Source organism: Halobacillus hunanensis, from assembly GCF_900166655.1.
GTDB classification, from domain to species: domain Bacteria; phylum Bacillota; class Bacilli; order Bacillales; family Halobacillaceae; genus Halobacillus_A; species Halobacillus_A hunanensis.
This window is the reverse complement of the sequence record NZ_FVZB01000006.1, coordinates 1,154,342-1,172,407: the sequence shown is the minus strand read 5'-3', so window position 1 is coordinate 1,172,407 and position 18,066 is coordinate 1,154,342. Positions and strand designations below refer to the sequence as shown.

The 18,066-nt window shown below is 42.9% G+C and carries 17 protein-coding genes and 1 pseudogene; 13 read left to right on the top strand and 5 right to left on the bottom strand.

Annotated features, from left to right (window positions below; genetic code table 11):
- The first annotated feature begins 2 nt into the window (after positions 1 to 2).
- The 13 genes and pseudogenes from B5354_RS20280 (at position 3) to B5354_RS11285 (ending at position 12,615) form a co-directional block, all read left to right on the top strand.
- Complete coding sequence (locus B5354_RS20280) at positions 3 to 986, top strand: cyclodeaminase (RefSeq protein ID WP_245804758.1); 984 nt, start codon at positions 3 to 5, stop codon at positions 984 to 986.
- On the top strand, positions 973 to 2,172 hold the full coding sequence (locus B5354_RS20275; protein ID WP_176142466.1) for a cystathionine gamma-synthase family protein: 1,200 nt from the start codon (positions 973 to 975) through the stop codon (positions 2,170 to 2,172). Before B5354_RS20280 ends, B5354_RS20275 begins: the two co-directional genes overlap by 14 nt.
- A 12-nt stretch (positions 2,173 to 2,184) precedes the next feature.
- Positions 2,185 to 3,378 carry a M20 metallopeptidase family protein gene (locus tag B5354_RS11330; RefSeq protein WP_079528861.1) on the top strand — a complete coding sequence of 398 codons (1,194 nt, stop codon included), beginning with the start codon at positions 2,185 to 2,187 and terminating at the stop codon, positions 3,376 to 3,378.
- Positions 3,378 to 4,427: a homoserine dehydrogenase gene (locus B5354_RS11325; protein WP_079528860.1), complete on the top strand. Its 1,050-nt coding sequence runs from the start codon at positions 3,378 to 3,380 to the stop codon at positions 4,425 to 4,427. Before B5354_RS11330 ends, B5354_RS11325 begins: the two co-directional genes overlap by 1 nt.
- Positions 4,428 to 4,441: 14 nt before the next feature.
- Positions 4,442 to 5,890, top strand: coding sequence for an aldehyde dehydrogenase family protein (locus B5354_RS11320; protein WP_079528858.1), 1,449 nt, complete (start codon positions 4,442 to 4,444; stop codon positions 5,888 to 5,890).
- 137 nt (positions 5,891 to 6,027) lie between these two features.
- The gene (locus B5354_RS11315) at positions 6,028 to 6,714 is read left to right on the top strand and encodes a CAP domain-containing protein (RefSeq protein ID WP_079528856.1); all 687 of its coding nucleotides are present in this window, start codon (positions 6,028 to 6,030) and stop codon (positions 6,712 to 6,714) included.
- 132 nt (positions 6,715 to 6,846) lie between these two features.
- Positions 6,847 to 7,566, top strand: a complete 720-nt coding sequence (locus B5354_RS11310; protein WP_245804781.1) for an SGNH/GDSL hydrolase family protein — start codon at positions 6,847 to 6,849, stop codon at positions 7,564 to 7,566.
- A 103-nt stretch (positions 7,567 to 7,669) separates the two neighbouring features.
- On the top strand, positions 7,670 to 8,548 hold the full coding sequence (locus B5354_RS11305; protein ID WP_079528855.1) for an alpha/beta fold hydrolase: 879 nt from the start codon (positions 7,670 to 7,672) through the stop codon (positions 8,546 to 8,548).
- Positions 8,549 to 8,569: 21 nt separating this feature from the next.
- Positions 8,570 to 9,556, top strand: coding sequence for a Gfo/Idh/MocA family protein (locus tag B5354_RS11300; protein ID WP_079528853.1), 987 nt, complete (start codon positions 8,570 to 8,572; stop codon positions 9,554 to 9,556).
- Positions 9,557 to 9,701: 145 nt separating this feature from the next.
- Entirely contained in the window at positions 9,702 to 10,646 is a 945-nt protein-coding gene (locus B5354_RS11295) for an ATP-grasp domain-containing protein (protein ID WP_079528852.1), read from the top strand.
- A 130-nt stretch (positions 10,647 to 10,776) separates the two neighbouring features.
- A pseudogene (locus tag B5354_RS20755) lies at positions 10,777 to 10,920 on the top strand (alpha-L-glutamate ligase); the annotation flags it as partial.
- Between the two features lie 154 nt (positions 10,921 to 11,074).
- Positions 11,075 to 11,533: a cupredoxin domain-containing protein gene (locus tag B5354_RS11290; protein WP_139377110.1), complete on the top strand. Its 459-nt coding sequence runs from the start codon at positions 11,075 to 11,077 to the stop codon at positions 11,531 to 11,533.
- A 185-nt stretch (positions 11,534 to 11,718) separates the two neighbouring features.
- Complete coding sequence (locus B5354_RS11285) at positions 11,719 to 12,615, top strand: DNA-3-methyladenine glycosylase family protein (RefSeq protein ID WP_079528850.1); 897 nt, start codon at positions 11,719 to 11,721, stop codon at positions 12,613 to 12,615.
- A gap of 175 nt (positions 12,616 to 12,790) precedes the next feature.
- Here B5354_RS11285 and B5354_RS11280 read toward each other — a convergent pair whose 3' ends face one another.
- The 5 genes from B5354_RS11280 to B5354_RS11260 all read right to left on the bottom strand — a co-directional run bounded on the left by B5354_RS11280 (position 12,791) and on the right by B5354_RS11260 (position 18,034).
- Entirely contained in the window at positions 12,791 to 14,539 is a 1,749-nt protein-coding gene (locus tag B5354_RS11280) for a CocE/NonD family hydrolase (protein ID WP_079528849.1), read from the bottom strand.
- Positions 14,540 to 14,603: 64 nt separating this feature from the next.
- Positions 14,604 to 15,278 (bottom strand): ABC transporter permease, encoded by a 675-nt coding sequence (locus B5354_RS11275; RefSeq protein WP_079528847.1) that lies wholly within the window; start codon positions 15,276 to 15,278, stop codon positions 14,604 to 14,606.
- Between the two features lie 24 nt (positions 15,279 to 15,302).
- Entirely contained in the window at positions 15,303 to 16,220 is a 918-nt protein-coding gene (locus B5354_RS11270; RefSeq protein WP_079528846.1) for an osmoprotectant ABC transporter substrate-binding protein, read from the bottom strand.
- Between the two features lie 15 nt (positions 16,221 to 16,235).
- Entirely contained in the window at positions 16,236 to 16,877 is a 642-nt protein-coding gene (locus tag B5354_RS11265; RefSeq protein WP_079528844.1) for an ABC transporter permease, read from the bottom strand.
- An 11-nt stretch (positions 16,878 to 16,888) separates the two neighbouring features.
- Positions 16,889 to 18,034 carry a betaine/proline/choline family ABC transporter ATP-binding protein gene (locus B5354_RS11260; RefSeq protein ID WP_079528843.1) on the bottom strand — a complete coding sequence of 382 codons (1,146 nt, stop codon included), beginning with the start codon at positions 18,032 to 18,034 and terminating at the stop codon, positions 16,889 to 16,891.
- Positions 18,035 to 18,066: the final 32 nt, after the last annotated feature.

Sequence of the window (18,066 nt, the reverse complement as noted above, 5' to 3'; positions counted from 1 at the left end):
AGGTGTACGTTTTGCGCCTTTATTCAAAAAAAGATATTCAACAAGTGATACAACTTAACGCTGCCGTTATCAGCGAAATTGAAAACGCATTCACAGCATTGCAAACGAAAAAAGTTACGATGCCCCCTATTATGCGTATAGATATACCGGCTAGCAATGGAGAAGTCGACATTAAATCTGCTTATGTCGAAGGGTACGATAGTTTTGCTGTTAAACTTTCATCGGGATTCTTTGACAATCCGAAACTTGGCTTACCCAGCGCTAATGGGATGATGATTTTAATTGACACAACGACAGGGGAACCTAAGGCAGTTTTAGCAGATAATGGTTTGCTAACAGACATCCGTACAGCTGCAGCAGGAGCCGTTGCTGCAAAGCATTTAACCCGTGAAGACAGCAGTACCGTCGCCATCATAGGGACCGGTTCACAAGCCAAATACCAGTTAGAAGCTCTAACTAAAGTCAGACCAATTACTCAAGTATTTGTCTATGGGCGTAATTCAGAACGAGCTCAACAATATAAATCTTTCGTTGAAAAAACATTTAATGTGCAAGTAGACGTTAAGGAGACACCATCCGAAGCTGTCAGCAACAGCGATGTGATCATTACAACTACCCCGGCCACAGAGCCCGTTCTTAAAGCGGAGTGGTTCCACGCAGGTCAGCACATCACGGCCATGGGGTCAGACGCTCAGCATAAGCAGGAACTGGATAACGACATCATCAAAAAGGCGGACTTATTCGTGTGTGACGTCAAAGAGCAATCGATGATGCTGGGGGAACTTAGAACCGTTTCAAATAAGCAAATACTGGACCAAGTCCATGAATTAGGAGAAATAACCAGCGGGCAAAAGCCAGGTCGAACAAATGATCAACAACTTTCTGTTTGTGACTTAACAGGCACAGGAGTGCAAGATACGCAAATTGCCCGCTACACCTGGAAGTTATTGAATGCTAAGGAGGATGATTGTAATGGAAAAGGCTAAACTTGGTACGAAATCAATTTGGGCTGGTGAGAAGGATCAACTAGCATTTGGTGCAACACAAGTACCTGTGGTCCATAGCGTATCATTTGGATACGACGACATGGATGAATGGTATGAAGTAGCTGTGGGTAAGAAGAAAGGACATATTTATGGTCGTAATACAAATCCAACCGTTCAAGCATTTGAGGAGAAGATCAGAATTTTGGAAGGGGCAGAGGCAGCAACAAGCTTTTCAACGGGAATGGCCGCGATTAGTAATACTCTAGGAACATTGTTATTTCCAGGAGACAGGATCGTTTCGATAAAAGACACGTACGGCGGCACAAACAAAATTTTTACGGAATTTTTACCAAAACAGCAAGTAGAGGTTGTGCTTTGTGACACCGGCGACCATGATGCTATTGAGCAAGAAATTGAAAGAGGCTGTAAAGTCCTCTATTTAGAAAGTCCGACAAATCCAACCGTCAAGATTACGGATATTAAACGAATGGCGAGCGCGGGGAAAGCGGCTGGAGCCATCGTAGTTGTAGACAATACTTTTGCTACGCCAGTTAACCAAAACCCATTGGAGTTAGGGGCAGATTTGGTCATTCATAGTGCTACAAAGTTCTTGGGAGGTCATGCTGATGCTCTGGGTGGATCTGTCTGTGGAAGCAAAGAACTCGTTGAAGCGGTCTATCACTACCGTGAAATCAACGGGGCAACACTCGATCCGATGGCCGCTTACTTGCTGCTGCGTGGAATGAAGACGTTGAAGCTCCGAATTGATCAGCAAAATAAAAATGCTCAGGAAATCGCAGAATTCCTCAAAAGTATAGAGTTGGTAGAAGATGTGTTTTATCCTGGGTTGGAAACTCACCCCAATCATGATATTGCCAAAGAACAAATGAATGGTTTTGGCGGCATGCTCAGTTTCTCTGTCAAAGGCGGTGTAGAAACAGTTCGTCATTTACTGCCAAAACTAAAGTTCGCAAATCGGGCAGCAAACCTCGGTTCAGTAGAAACGGTTGTGGGGCCATCCAGAACAACGAGCCATGTTGAATGCACACCTGAAGAGCGGGCAGCTATGGGCATTCCAGAAGGGCTGATCCGCTATTCAGCAGGTATTGAAGATATTGATGACTTGAAACAGGATTTAGAACAGGCATTTAAAGCTCTGCCATCAAATATCATGATCAAAAACTAAGGGGGTGGCCCTGTGACAACGAAATTGGCGGACTTAGTTGAAAGGTCATTAGATATTCTCCCAGAGATGGTTAAATGGAGGCGACATTTTCACCAGTTTCCAGAGCTTAGCTTCCGAGAGAAAGCTACGAGTGAAAAAATTGCACAAATTTTGGATTCGTTTAAAGCTTATTCTATTGAGAAGAACATTGGAGGTTACGGAATAGTAGCAACCCTTACAACTGGGGATGGACCTGTGATAGCACTTCGGGCAGACATGGATGCTCTGCCGATCTATGAGCAAACGGGTCTCTCGTATAGTTCTAAACATCCGGGTGTCATGCACGCTTGTGGCCATGACGCCCATATTTCAATCCTTTTGGGTACAGCGAAGTTACTAGCGGAAGACGCAAAAAAAGGGCTTTTCAAAGGAACTGTGAAGCTGATCTTTCAGCCAGCTGAAGAAGATAGCGATGTGTTAGGGGAGACAGGAGCTGTGAAAATGCTCCAATGCGGTATTCTGGATGATGTAGAGGCCATTCTCGCCCTTCATATGTGTCCATGGCGGGAAAAGGGTGAAATCCAAATCCATGATGGTCCTAGTATGGCCAATAATGATGATTTTTATTTGATCGTTAAGGGCACTGGCGGGCACGGAGGGTATCCTCATCATACGAAAGATCCTGTATGGATGTCGACTTACTTGCTGCAGGCTCTATACAGTATTAATGGGCGTAAAGTAAATCCCTTAGACGTCGGAACCATTAGTGTTGGCCAGATCCATGCAGGAGAAGCTAATAACGTGATTCCTGGATTGGTTGAAATTCAGGGAACGATCCGCTCTTATAAAAAAGAGGTACGTGAGTTGCTTATAAAAGAGATTGAGGGAGCTGCGAGAGTAGTCACTGCATTAGGCGGGGATTTTGACTTGACAGTTCATCGCGGTGAACCGGCTTTAGTTAACGATCCAACGGTAAATAAAGTCATTCGCGATGCGGCGGCTGGTATGAAAGTCATAAACGAACCATTTGGAATGGGGAGTGAAGATTTCAGTCATATGACAGCACGTAAGCCTGGGGCGATGTTTTTCCTCGGATGCGGGATTGAAGAGGAGCGGGGCTTGCATCATCCGGGTTTTGATATTAACGAAGAAGCACTATCAGATGGTGTAGAAATCTTTGTGAAATGTGTGTATCAGCTTCTACAACGCGAAGGAGGGGAATTGTAATGGTGAATATAGCATTTATTGGCTTTGGCGGCGTAGGGCAAGCTCTTGCAGAAATTTTAATTGAGCGAAAAGAGAATTTGAGTAGTGCATATGGCCTCGATACGAGGGTCGTAGCGGTTGCCGATATGATGAAAGGGTCAATCTATGACCCGGAAGGACTCGATGTGGGGCAGCTTCTGCAAACTGTTCGAACTGAAGGAACAGTAGAGGGTATTTCTGGAGGGCCTCAAGCAAAAAAAGGCTGGAGCAGTATGGATACTATTATCCATTCAAACGCTGACGTAATTGTAGAAGTTACCTTTACAGATGTTAAAACGGGAGAACCGGCGATTTCTCACTGTCGTACGGCTTTTGAAAACAGGAAAAGTGTCGTGACGACCAATAAAGGTCCAGTAGCTTTAGCTTATAAAGAGTTAGCGAAGCTTGCTGAGGAGCAGGGTGTATTTTTTGGATTTGAAGGAACAGTAATGAGCGGTACGCCAGCGCTTAGAATGCCTGTTGAAACACTGGCAGGCAATAAGATAACTGAAATCAAAGGGATTCTCAATGGAACGACTAACTTTATTCTAACAGAAATGGAAAAGGGCTTTTCTTACGAGGAGTCCTTAGAAAAAGCGCAGCAGCTTGGCTATGCTGAAGCAGATCCTACTAGCGATGTGGAAGGTTACGACGCTCGTTATAAAGCGGCCATTTTAGCGAATTATTTAATGGGTGAGTCTCTCTCCCATACGGAAGTTGAATGTGAAGGGATTTCTGGAGTAACCGTTGATCAAGTACAGGAGGCACTTCGGGAAGGGAAAAAATTACGATTGCTTGCTCGGGTGAGAAATGAAGAAGGAACGGTCAAAGCCAGTGTTAAGCCTGAACGCATCGATGCGGATGATCCGTTATCCGGAGTGACAGGAGCTACAAACGCAATCGTCTATGAATGCGATTTAGCGGGACCTATTTTGTTGACAGGAGCTGGCGCAGGATTAAAAGAAACCGGATTTTCACTGCTGATTGATTTAATTCATTATCAAAAGGAGAGACAACCGGCGAAAATATAAAGGAGGGGATAGTAATGCACACAAAGGTAAAGGAGATGAAAATGTTAATCGGTGGGAAGTGGGTAAGTGGTGAAAAGACATTTGAAGTGCGCAACCCTCAAAGCAGCCAAGTAATCGCACGTGTCCCCCTTGCTTCAAAACAGGATATGTCTCTCGCTATTGATAAAGCGGAGCGGACTTATCGAAATACGCAAGTTTGGCCGACGCATGAACGAATTACCATTTTGGATCGAGTCGTCTCTTTTATGAAAGAGAATGCTGAAGAATTTGCACGTATTATTGCTTCTGAAGGAAGTAAAACGATTAATGAAGCACGGGGGGAGGTAAAGCGAGCCACACAAACCATTAAAATTAGTGCAGAAGAAGCAAGAAGGATGAATGGAGAAACCATTAATTTTGACCAAAATGAGGGAAGTGAAAATCGCGTAGGATATCACTATCGCTTTCCTGTAGGCGTAGTTGGAGCAATAACTCCTTTCAATGACCCTTTAAATTTGGTAGCTCACAAAATCGGCCCGGCCATTGCCGCTGGAAATGCTATTGTTGTGAAGCCGGCTTCTGTAACCCCGCTAAGTGCACTAAAGTTAGCAGAGGCTTTTGTGGAAGCAGGTCTTCCGGAAGGGTTCTTATCAGTTGTTACAGGATCAGGCCGGGAACTTGGAGATACACTTGTTACACATCCGTCAGTGCAAATGATATCGTTCACGGGTGGTCCGAATGCAGGAAACAGGATCACGCAAAAGGCAGGAACTAAAAAAGTCAGCATGGAGTTAGGGTCCAATTCTCCGGTTATTGTGCTAAGTGACGCTGACCTTCACGATGCTGTGCAATCTTCTGTATCGGGTGCTTTTTCGGCAGTGGGGCAAAATTGCATTGGGGTTCAGCGAATTTACGTGGAAAAGGACATTTACTCCCAATTTCTGGACACGTTTGTTACTCGCACAGCAGAGTTAATGGTTGGCGATAAAATGGATGAACTGACAGATATAGGGCCAATGATTGAAGAGAAAGAAGCGGAGCGTGTAGAGTTATGGGTGAATGAAGCAGTAACATCTGGGGCCACAGTGGAAGTTGGTGGAAAGCGTGAAGGGGCGTATTATTATCCAACCGTGCTAACGAATGTTCCTGAGTCAGCTAAAATAGCAAAAGAGGAGATTTTTGGACCTGTCGTCATTATTCAGCCTGTCGCCGACTTGAACCATGCAGTAGAATTGGCAAATGATGTGGATTATGGGCTGCAGGCAGGTATTTTCACAAGAAACATTCATCATGCTTTTTACACCATCAAGCATATGAATGTAGGTGGCATTATGATTAACGATAGTAGTGATTATCGAATTGACGCCATGCCATTTGGTGGAACTAAAGGCTCCGGGGTCGGTCGTGAAGGCGTACGTTACGCCATGGAATCGATGACTGAATCCAAAGTGGTATGTTTCCGTCTTCAAGAAAATATGTTGTAATATTGGATCCTGATGCTCTCACAGCATCAGGATATTTCTATGGTTCTTTTTCCTGGCTTTCTCCTTCAGACTTTTAAGGATAATTTTTTCATCGTTGCAAATAGTAATGATGATCAATTCCTTAAGGAGGATGGAAGATGAGAAAGTCTTTATTATTGTTCCTTTTCACAGTTATGCTCATGTCAGTTCTTGCGGCGTGTGGTACAGGTGATGAGGGAGCTGTGGAACGCGAATCCTATAATTATAACCAGGTAGAATATGGTCCAGAACAGCGTGAACAAGTTGAGCTGGAACGAGAGCAAAATCGTTTTAGTCCTAATATTCCTTTCGAAGGCACAGATCCGGGTCTGCCTATGGAAAACCATAATAACGACGCACCGAACTCTGATCGCTTCGAGGCGGACGGTAATAATACTGGTACAAACAAACAACGTGTGGATGAAGTAACAGGTGCTTTTCAGGAACAAGTGGTTCAATTAACCAATCAAGCACGCAAAAAGAACGGGTTGAAGCCTCTTAAAATTAACAGTGAATTATCTAAGGTTGCCAAGAAAAAATCAACTGACATGGCAAAAAATAATTACTTTGCTCACATATCGCCCACTTATGGCAGCCCTATTCAAATGTTGAAACAGTTCGGGATAGAGTTCAACTATGCTGCAGAAAATATTGCGGTCGGACAGAAGACTCCCGATGAGGTGGTCCAGGATTGGTTAGACAGTCCAGGGCACCGTAAAAATATCATGAATGAGCAAGTAACCCAGATTGGTGTCGGCTACACGGAAGAGGGCCAGCACTGGACTCAACTTTTTATAAGTAAATAACCATGGAGGCGCCGAAATAAGTTTGGCGCCTTTTTTCATTGTAAATAAAGGATGATTTTTACATGAGTGAACTTATATATTTCTGGAATACTGAGCAGTAAGCAGGATTATATGTTAATCCGTGGTGAAGGGGTGAAGGTTTTGAAGAAATTATCGGCCCTTTTTTGCGTAGTTTGTCTTTTACTTGGAGCTGTGCTCGCTCCTCACCACATCTATGCAAGGGAGTCAGAGCAGCTTGTCGCAATTGGGGATTCGATTCCCTATGGATATAACCTGACGAAAGATAACACCTTGCCAGCAGGGGAAGCGTTTCCTTACATCATGGGCGAGGAAGCCGGTTTAGAGGTGACTAATCTTGGGATACCAGGAATGACTTCTTCTGAGCTGCTTAAAGCTGTACGTACTAACGATAAGTTTCGTAATACGATCAAGCATGCTGATTATATTGTTGTAAGTATTGGAGGAAATGACCTTTTAAATCTTTTGAAAGAAAATAAGGGTCTTAAAGGTATCAAAATGGAAGAAGTAGCTCTTGTAGTCCGCGATCTAATCTTTAATGTTTACTCAACTGTCATCGAGCTAGAACGATTGACAAAGGGTGACATCATTGTTTACAACATCTACAATCCTTATCCTGAAGCGGGTGACAAGCTGGAGGCTCCGCTAAACTATATTAATGCTCAATACAGCTCTTTAATTGAACTGTTAAGCCGCTTCACTAATGTAGAAATGGCGAATGCTTATAAAGCTTTTAAAGGACACCCAGAGTATATTATAAAGGGTGATGTTCATCCTACTAGGCAAGGTCAGATCGTGTTAGCAGAAATAGGACTGAAGCTTATTGAAAAATGAAGCCTGCACAAGATGTGTGGGCTTTTTAGTTTGGGGAGGTTTTTATATCGAGGTTATCGAAATAATTAAGGTTAGGGGAGAATAGAAGAAAGAAGGATGGCATGTGAATAGTTGGAAGAAGAATTTAATTACGACAAATCGAGGAGTATTCGAAGTGTTTGCAAAAGGTAGCGGACCGCCTTTATGCGTCACCCATCTCTATTCAGAATTTAACGAATCAGGTGATTATTTTGCGGAAACGTTCACGGATACAAACAGCGTTTACATCGTAAACTTACGTGAGACAGGGGATTCTGCGAAGGCGGAAGAACCTTACCAATTAAGTATGCTTGAGACTGTTTTTGATCTGGAAGCCATTCGGGAAGAGATGAGTATAGAAAAATGGGGGTTTGCTGGGCATTCAACTGGGGGGATGCTTGGAATTGTATATGGCATTCAATTTTCCGAACGCTTGAATTTCCTTATTATTGCAGGGGCAGCTGCAAGGGAGTATATGACGTTCTCTGAGAAGTGTATCTATAATGTTAATCACCCCAAATTTCAACGCATGCAAGACCTAATAGAAGAACTAAAAAGCAGTGAATTATCGGAGAGCAATCGCAGCAAGTTATCTAAAGAAAGGACTAAGCTGTCTCTACATAAACCTGATCGCTATGAGGAGTTGTTTTGCAAGAGTATTCAGAAGAAGATGTCTGCCGTTCGAATGAATTATTTCGTCAGAGAGCTTCCCATTTTTGATGTTAGCAGAAAGTTATCTTTCATTAAGTCCCCTGTGCTGATCATGTGCGGTGAGCATGATGTCCAGTGCCCATTAGAGTATTCAGTTGAAATGAAAGAGCTTATTCCGAACTCGAAGTTAGTAGTGTTTACGCATAGTAACCATTATCCCTTCCTGGAGGAAAAAACAAAATTCAAGCGTACCATCTCAACATTTATCCCTAATCAAGGGGAAAGCAGCCAGGGTGAGTTTGGTACACTATGACAAAAAGGAGTAGTTAGCTGTATGGTACGTTTTGGCATTATAGGAACGAACTTTATAACTGAATCAATGATAAAAGCAGGTCGGCATGTGGAACAGTTTGAATTGAAAGCCGTCTATTCCAGAACAGAAGAACGAGCTAAGGAGTTTGCAGAGCAATTCGGAGCTGAACTCACCTTTACCTCAATTGAGGAAATGTGTAGTTCGGAAGAGGTCGATGCCATATATGTGGCCAGTCCGAATTCATTTCACGCTAAGCAAGCGATCACCGCAATGGAGCATGGGAAACATGTTTTGTGTGAAAAACCTATGGCCTCCAACCAACGAGAAGCAGCACGTATGATTGAGGTGGCGAGAGCTAATCAAGTACTTCTGATGGAAGCTGTTAAATCAACATTGATGCCAGGTTTTGTCAGAGTACAAGCGCATTTACATAAAATTGGTAAAGTGCGCCGTTTTACAGGGAACTTCTGCAAGTATTCTTCACGTTATAACGCTTACCGGGAAGGGAAGGTCCTCAATGCATTTAATCCTGTTTTCTCAAATGGCTCTTTGATGGATTTAGGTGTGTATGGGGTTTACCCCCTAGTAGTGCTCTTCGGAGAACCGGAATCGATTAAAGCAAATGGAGTGAGGCTTGCTTCGGGTGTTGATGGAGAAGGTAGTATTCTAGCTGAATATGAGGAGATGGAGGCTGTCATTACTCATTCGAAAATCAACCATTCTTATGCTCCTTCTGAAATACAGGGAGAAGAAGGTGTGATGATTATTCCTAATATTTCAGAGCCGAAAAACATTGAGATCCGCTATAATGATGGGACAGTTGAACACTTAGGGAAGCGGGATATTTACCCACCGATGTATTATGAACTTATGGAGTTTGTTAATCTAGTCCAAAAGGGTGAAATACAGTCCACTGTCAATTCCCACAAAAATACGCTGATTGCTACGCAAATTATGCAAGAGGCCAGAAGGCAAATGGGGATTCAGTACCCTGCCGATGATGAATAGAAAGAGAAAGCTCTGGAAATTGTAACTGTTATTATGTGAACTCCTCCAAATACTGTATGAGCATAACATGGTAAAAGGGTCGGAATAATATGTTATAGTTGAAATACAGTTGATACTTGTAGTATCCAGGAAAGGAGTTTGATCCGTGAGAAAAATTTATGTATTGCACGAAAATGATGAATGGACGGATCATTTAACGAAGCGATTAAAGGAATTGCAGTTACCTTTTGAATTATGGCATCTGGATCAAGGGAATATAGACTTAACTAATGAGCCTCCAGAAGGCGTTTTTTACAATCGGATAAGTGCCTCTTCTCATACAAGAGACCATCGCTTTGCTCCTGAATTTACAGAAGCAGTGCTTGCTTGGCTTGAGCGGCATGGTCGAACTGTTATAAACGGAAGTCGAGCACTGCGTCTTGAAGTAAGCAAAGTAAACCAGTATATGGCATTGAACAGTGCCGGGGTCACATCACCGAAAACAATCGCTGCTGTAGGAAAAGACCACATCATTGAGTCTGCCAAAAAGCTGGACTTAGCACCTTTTATTACGAAGCATAACCGTGCTGGAAAAGGTCAGGGCGTGCAGCTTTTTCATTCTATTGAAGCGTTGAAAGAGTATGTTTATGGAGACTCCTTTGAAGAACCGGTAGATGGTGTTACCCTCATCCAACAGTACGTAGAAGCCCCGGAGCCTTATATCGTACGACATGAATTTGTAGGCGGGGAGTTTCTATATGCCGTCAAAGTGGATACCTCTGAAGGTTTTGAATTGTGCCCTGCGGACGCTTGCACGATTGATGATATGTATTGTCCTACTGGTGAACAAGAGACAGGCGGACCTAAGTTCGAGATTCTTGAAGGTTATCATCATCCAATCTTGGATCAATATGAGAAGTTTCTCCAGGAGAATAATATTCAAGTTGCCGGAATTGAAGCGATTCAGGACCAAGATGGGCAGCTTTACACGTATGATGTGAACACGAACACAAACTACAATTCTGATGCTGAAGCCAATGCAGATGTTTACGGAATGCTTGCGCTCGCAAAGTATTTAGGTGAGCAGCTTCTAACCCTCCAAAAGGTATAAGGTGAGGGAATATTCTTTAGTATGGAATTAAACCTTTGAGATCAGTCTCTTTTATGAAGGAGGCTGATTTTTCTTTTTGCCAGTGATAAATTAGACAAGTTCTCATGGTTTGCTTGCATATGCATAAGTAAACAAGCATGGGCAGCTTTACACGTATGATGTGAACACGAACACAAACTACAATTCTGATGCTGAAGCCAATGCAGATGTTTACGGAATGCTTGCGCTCGCAAAGTATTTAGGTGAGCAGCTTCTAACCCTCCAAAAGGTATAAGGTGAGGGAATATTCTTTAGTATGGAATTAAACCTTTGAGATCAGTCTCTTTTATGAAGGAGGCTGATTTTTCTTTTTGCCAGTGATAAATTAGACAAGTTCTCATGGTTTGCTTGCATATGCATAAGTAAACAAGCTATGGGAGGAATTAATTGTGAAAATTTTACTTATTACTAAAAAGAAAATAGGTGTGTTTTTCGGTATCTTGGTGGCAATGGCTGTCGCATTTTTCATTGGCACTTCATTATGGGGGAGTGAGGCTGTCCCTACTCTTTCCAAACCAGCAAGCGCAGATACACGCGTTATTCATCTCGTGACAGGGGAATTCAAATCCGAGACGGCTAATGGTGAAGAAATAGAAGCTTATCGTTGGGATCCAGGGACTATTTATGTAGAAAAAGGGGAACCATTCAGACTGAATATATACGGTGTGAATGGAAAAGAGCACCCATTTCATATTGAGGGAACTGATGTCAAAGGTGTCGTTAAAAAAGGGAAAGAGACGATCGTTGATTTAAAATTTGATGAGGAAGGCGTGTACAGGCTGATTTGCACCACCCATTCGGACATCCAATCTAATGGGCCGATGATTGCTTATATAGTTGTTGATTAAGGTTAACTTCGAATAGATTGTATAAAGACCTCACTCAGCTTTAAGTAATTAGGAGGTCTTTTTTGTTGTGTTGACTAACAAAGTGTCCTCTTGTAGTAGAAGAGTTATGAGGTTGGACGAGTACATGAAGTTGAGAGGGATATGTTACTATAACCATACATTTTCTAGAAGGTAGGAGTCTAAAGATGAGCAGTGACCATTATCTTAGTATACCCACGCCCACTGACTTTAGCTTTAAAGAATGCTTAGTTTACCTCAATCGCTCTTCTCAAGAAGTTCTGCATAAAGCTGAGGGAGAATTGATTATCAAACTTCTCAATGTCAACCAATCTTTTGTTTTAATAAAGATAAGAAGTAAGGAAAATGCGATTATCGCGGAGCTTCCGTTTGGTAAAGTAAATAAAGAGACAGGCGACCTGATTACTAAATATATTCATGAATGGTTTGATCTAAATAAAGATATGACTGACTTTTATGCAATGGCCCAAAATGATCCTGTTTTAACTAACATTGTATCCAGACACCGTGGGTTACGAATTGTCGGTATCCCCGATTTGTTTGAAGCATTAACGTGGGCAGTCATCGGGCAGCAAATCAATCTAACGTTTGCTTATACATTAAAGAAACGATTTGTAGAACATTTTGGTAAAAGCTTTGAATATGATGGGCAGCTCTACTGGTTGTATCCTGATTGCCATCAGATTGCCTCCCTGGACGTCAGCCACCTTAAAAAGCTGCAATTCACAACACGAAAAGCCGAGTATGTTATCGGGATCGCCAAGTCAATAGTTTCCCGGGCAATAACGAAGGAAGCACTTTTACAAATGGATTATGAAGGGATGAAAAACAGCTTAATGAAACTTAGAGGTGTCGGCGCATGGACAGCCGATTATGTTATGCTGCGATGCCTGCTTCAGCCCCAAGCTTTTCCCTCAGCGGATATTGGAATTCATCATGCCCTTCGAAAGCATCTGGAATTAGATCAGAAACCAACGACTAACTATGTTGAGGAATTGTCAAAGAAATGGGGAGACTGGCGAGCATATGCAGCTTTTTACTTGTGGAGGTCTCAGTTGGAATAGATGAACATTTTTTCGATATTGTTCACTATGAATCGATCAAGAAGCAGGTTGATCAAGAGGGCGTCGATATCTTTAGGCGTCCAAATTTCTTCTCAATAAACGTAAAGCCCCGTCATTCTAAAAAGAAAAACGGGGCTTTTTATGTCTGCATAGAAAATTCTTCATCATCCAAACCTTATTGATCTGTTGGGATGAGCGGAAGCAGGATGTGCGATGGATATTTTTCACTGTGATAGATCGTTTGATGCGCAATCTTACTTTCATTGCTGTCGAATATGGTTTCTCCAGTATTTAGATTAGCAGCAAAGCGCGGAAAATTACTGGAGGAGATTTCAACTCTGATTTGGTGATCAGTTAGAAATACATTGCTCGTTGCCCATAAATCTATCTCATATTCAACGATTTCACCGTTTAACTCTAGCTCTGGTTTATACCCATTTCGATACCGTGCACGAACGATGCCATCTGTTAAGTTATATGCTGTACCATCTGGCATCACATCCACTAGTTTGGCTGTGAAATCGGTATCTTTTGCATCAGTTGAAGCCCAAAGGCGGACTTTAATAGGGCCGGTAACTTCAATTGGCTCTTTTAGTGGTGCTGTGGTGTAGATTAACACGTCGTCTCGGTTTTCTATAGTTCTTTGATCACGAGGCCCTGTAGTATTAACGCCATCATACAACGTGCCTCCTCCGTTTGAAGGGACCGGCTTTTCAGGGTTGTACGTAAACTGATCGGCCGGCTCGTGCCCGGGAGTTATCTCTGAAAGCTTTCCATCCCCAGAAAGTGAGTTAGCGTGGCCCTGGCTGTGTAAATAGTAAGGGGTATAGTTTGTACGTGCGAGCGGCCATTCAAGTTCATCGCGCCATTGATTGATCCCCATGACAAATAGCTTAACGGGGGATTCTTCCCGGATGTGTGTATGTTCACCTTTTAACCAATAGTCAAACCAGCGAACATGAAGGTCTGTCAGACTTTCCTTAAAGTCAATCCAATCTTCTGAGGCGTGAAGGCCAAATTTCCGGTCTCCAATCAACGAACCAAAATCTCCATGGGCCCAGGGTCCGATCATTAATCTCTGCTGTTTCCTCACACTGTGACCGTCCGCTTTCGCTTTCATTTCAGTATAATTGTCTATGGTGGATCCTAGAAGGCTATCGTACCATCCGCCAAGGTGATAGGCGGGAACATTCATCTGATCATATTGGGTTGCGATGCTTGACTTTTCCCAGCTCTCATCATTTAACTCGCGCTCCATTTGCTCGAAGAAATACTCCGCAACACCTAGTTCCTTGAGCGGCGGCCAATTTTTTATCGGCGCATGATGATACCATTCTTCTATATGGTCTACACTCTTAGCCCATTTGCCCATTACTGCATTATATGTTTCTGGATCTTTGTATTTTCTTTTTATTAGATCAGGAGCTATGGATTCTAGTACCCAAGTTTGTGATAACCCCAACCCGTAAGCACCATCATAGTAAAAATTACCTTTCCTTTGGTCGCTTAACGTTTGAGCCGGAAAGATAGCTCGTAAGCTGGGAGGGCGTTCCGCTGCAGCTAATAGTTGTGTAAAACCGTAGTAGGAAAGACCGAACATGCCTACTTTTCCTGATGAGTAAGGCAATGACGCCGCCCACTCAACCGTATCGTAACCATCTTCAGCTTCGTAAATAAACGGCTCGAATTCTCCTTCAGATTGAAACCTTCCCCGTACATCTTGAACAATTACAATGTAGCCATTCTCCACAAGGCGGTTTGTATCCAGGTAACGATGAGAATAAAAGGGCAGATCTTTGCTGTAGGGAAGGCGAGTTAATAATATAGGAAATTTACCTTCTAGATGAGGGCGATAGATGTCAGAGTATAATACTGTTCCGTCGCGCATTGTGCAGGGCACATTTTTTTCTACTAGAATCTCCATGGAGAGCGCCTCCTTTTTATACGAATTTAAGATATATGAAAACAGCAGGGAGCAGCCCCTGCTGTTAAGCTGTTTTTTCCATTTTATCCGTCTTTTTCCCTTTGACTGGTGAAAGCAGCTTCTCAAACCAACCCATGACGACGTCAGCAACAACCGCCATTACTGCTGTTGGAATAGCTCCGGCTAGTATAATAGCTGTTCCATTTGTCGCATTTGTTCCACGGATAATAATATCACCTAATCCACCTGCCCCGATAAATGTTCCAATCGTGGCAATACCGATGGCAATAACTAGAGCAGTTCTCAGCCCTGCCATAATAACGGACAGTGCGAGAGGTAACTCTACCATCCTTAATAGTTGAAACTTTGTCATTCCCATACCTCGTCCCGATTCGATCAGTGCCCGGTCGACACTGCGAATACCTGTATATGTGTTTCTTAGAATCGGTAAAAGGGAATAGAGAAATAACGCAAAGACAACTGTATTGGCTCCGAGTCCCATAGCCAGCATGAGGACAGCCAGCATAGCCAGGGCTGGAACCGTTTGAATAATGTTCGTCAAGGAAATCACCCAGGCACTTAATCTAGCATGACGTGCAATGACAATCCCTACAGGAATAGCAACCATAGCTGCAAGTAAAACACCGTAGGCAGACATTAGAAAGTGCCGAAAAAATTGTTCCCACACATACCCCATATTTTGTGAATAATACAGCCCTAAATCCGTAAGTGTTTCCAAAATATCTTCACCTCCTGGTGATCTTTATTCAAAGTAATTATGTTTTTCTAAGAATTCTTTAGCAACAAGTTTCGGTTCTTTCATTTTTACGTTGGCTTTATGATTCATCTTTCTCATTTGTTCCGTATCAATCGTACCCGCTAACTTTTGGAGAACATCGCGAAGTTCAGGATGTTTCTCGAGGAATTCGTCACGGGCAACCGGTGAAGCATCATACGGAGGGAATAGATGTTTATTATCCTTTAAGGTCACGAGGTCGAAGGCTTCTAAGCGTCCATCTGTAGTATAGGCCAGCACAACATCCATTTCGCCGCTTTCTACGGCTTTATAAACTAAACCAATCGACATCGGAAATACACGGCCGAACTCAAACCCGTATTTTTTTATGAACGAGTCGTAACCTACGGCTGGACGTCTAATCCATGCGCTGTCCACTCCTAGCCGCAAATCAGCGGCAATGGCTTCCAAGTCTGAAACAGTTTCTAAGTTTTCTTTTTCAGCCAGTTCACTTTTTACTGTAAAAGCATACGAATTGGCAAAACCATAAGAATCGAACCACGTTTGGTTAAATTGTTCCTGAAATTCTCTTTTTACTACTTTCATAGCTTTGTCTGGGTCTGTAATAGGTTCCATCCCAAGGGCACCGACCAAATCTGTTCCTGTATATCTTGTAGCCGTAATATCTACTTCGCCAGACATCATAGCTTCATGCTGCACAGTAGAGGATCCAAGATTGGTTATCATTTCTGTTTGGAGATCTGTGTAATGTTGTATCATGAGTCGAACCATATTGCCCATGATAGCTGATTCCGCTGTTCCTAATGTACCTATCGTGACAGTCTTTTCAGCAGGTCCGCTCAGTCCTGGCAATGAACAGCCGCTGAGCAGTGTTGTAACTAGCAACAATGCAATGAAGGGTTTCTTAATTATTTTAAACACCATGTATGATCCTCCTTTCTAAGCAGTCCTTATCCCTTTAGGGGTCGCGCGTTTTTCAAGGCGTCCTAGTATCAAGTCGGTAGCTAAGGCCAATAGTGTAACAGGCACAGCTCCGGCAATAATCAGGTCAGGGCGGTAGAGGTTTAGACCATTAAAGATATAATCACCTAATCCGCCGGCACCGATAAATGAAGCAAGGGTTGCCCAGCCAATCAAGTAGACAGTCGATACCCGGACTCCGGCCATAATCACTGGTATGGCGAGCGGCAGTTCCACATCACGAATGCGCTGCCAGCCGCTCATGCCCATTCCTCGTCCAGCTTCTAATAAGCTTTTATTTACTTCCTTAACTCCGATATACGTGTTTCTCAACATAGGCAGCATGGAGTAGAAAAACAATGCTGTAATCGCAGGAATTTTACCAACACCGAGAATCGGTATAAAGAAGGCGAGGATCGCAAGACTTGGGAATGTTTGAACAACTCCAACTGTCCCGATTACAAATCCTGCTAGCTTAGGAACACGTGTGAGTGCTACTCCAAGCGGGATTGCAACAATAACACCAAGGAGAACAGCGAGCAGTGAAATGTAAAAGTGTTCCCATGTTTTCATGAGCAATTGATTCCCGTTATTCGCCAAAAACTCTAACAACTGATCCATCTTATCCCCTCCTATACTTCTGTCGTGGCGAGTTGATCTTCTTCGCCCCAAATTGAGTCGTATACTACATCTGCAAGGCTTGCCCTTGTCACAAGACCACGGAGACGCTGATTATCATCAACAACAGGGACATATTTCATGCCTCTCCGCAATATTTTGTGGATGGTATCCCGCAGTAATGTTCCCTCATTCACGGTATACAGTTCTGTTTCTAACACGTCCCCGACACGGGTTGCTCTTTTGCGATTTTGATCAATCATTTCAATGTCGATAAAACCTTTTAACACTTGTTCTTCGTCAACAACTAACAATGAATCAACCCTGCGCTCTTTCATGATCTGAATAGCATCAGTTAATGTTTTATCTTCAGTTATTGTTGCAGGATCAGACCCCATAATTTGTTCAACCGTCTGAATACTTGGCCGGGCCTGTACTAAACGCTCTTTGCCGATAAACTCTTCAACAAATTGATCTGCTGGGTTTCTTAGAATTTCATCGGGTGTGCCAACTTGTACCAGTTGACCATCGCGCATGATCACAATTCGGTCAGCCAGTTTAAGAGCTTCATCCATATCGTGCGTGACAAAAACGATTGTTTTTCCGAGTGACTGCTGAAGCTTCTTAAACTCTTCCTGCAGGGCATCTCTCGTAATCGGATCAAGAGCACCGAATGGCTCATCCATTAAAATAAGGGGAGGGTCTGCAGCAAGTGCCCGCAGTACACCGATGCGCTGTTGCTGACCTCCGCTTAATTCATGTGGATAGCGGTTTAAGTATTCAGGTTCCATGTCGACAAGCTGCAACAATTCTGCTGCCCGACTTTTCCTCTTTTCCTCTGGCCACTTTAACAGCTTCGGTACAATCGAAATGTTTTCTTGAATCGTCATATGTGGAAATAATCCGATTTGCTGAATAACATAACCAATTTCGCGCCTGAGCTGCACCAGATCTTTTTCTAGAATATTTTCCTCTTCAATATAAATGCTTCCATCTGAAGGTTCGATTAGTCGGTTAATCATTTTCATTGTTGTCGTTTTACCACAGCCACTTGGACCGATAAATACAACGAATTCACCTTTTTCTACCTCAAGGTTCATGTTATCAACCGCTTTATTGTTACCTTCGTACACTTTTGTTACGTGATCGAATTTAAGCAAGTGAAAGCCACCTCCAAAATAATTAGTAATAT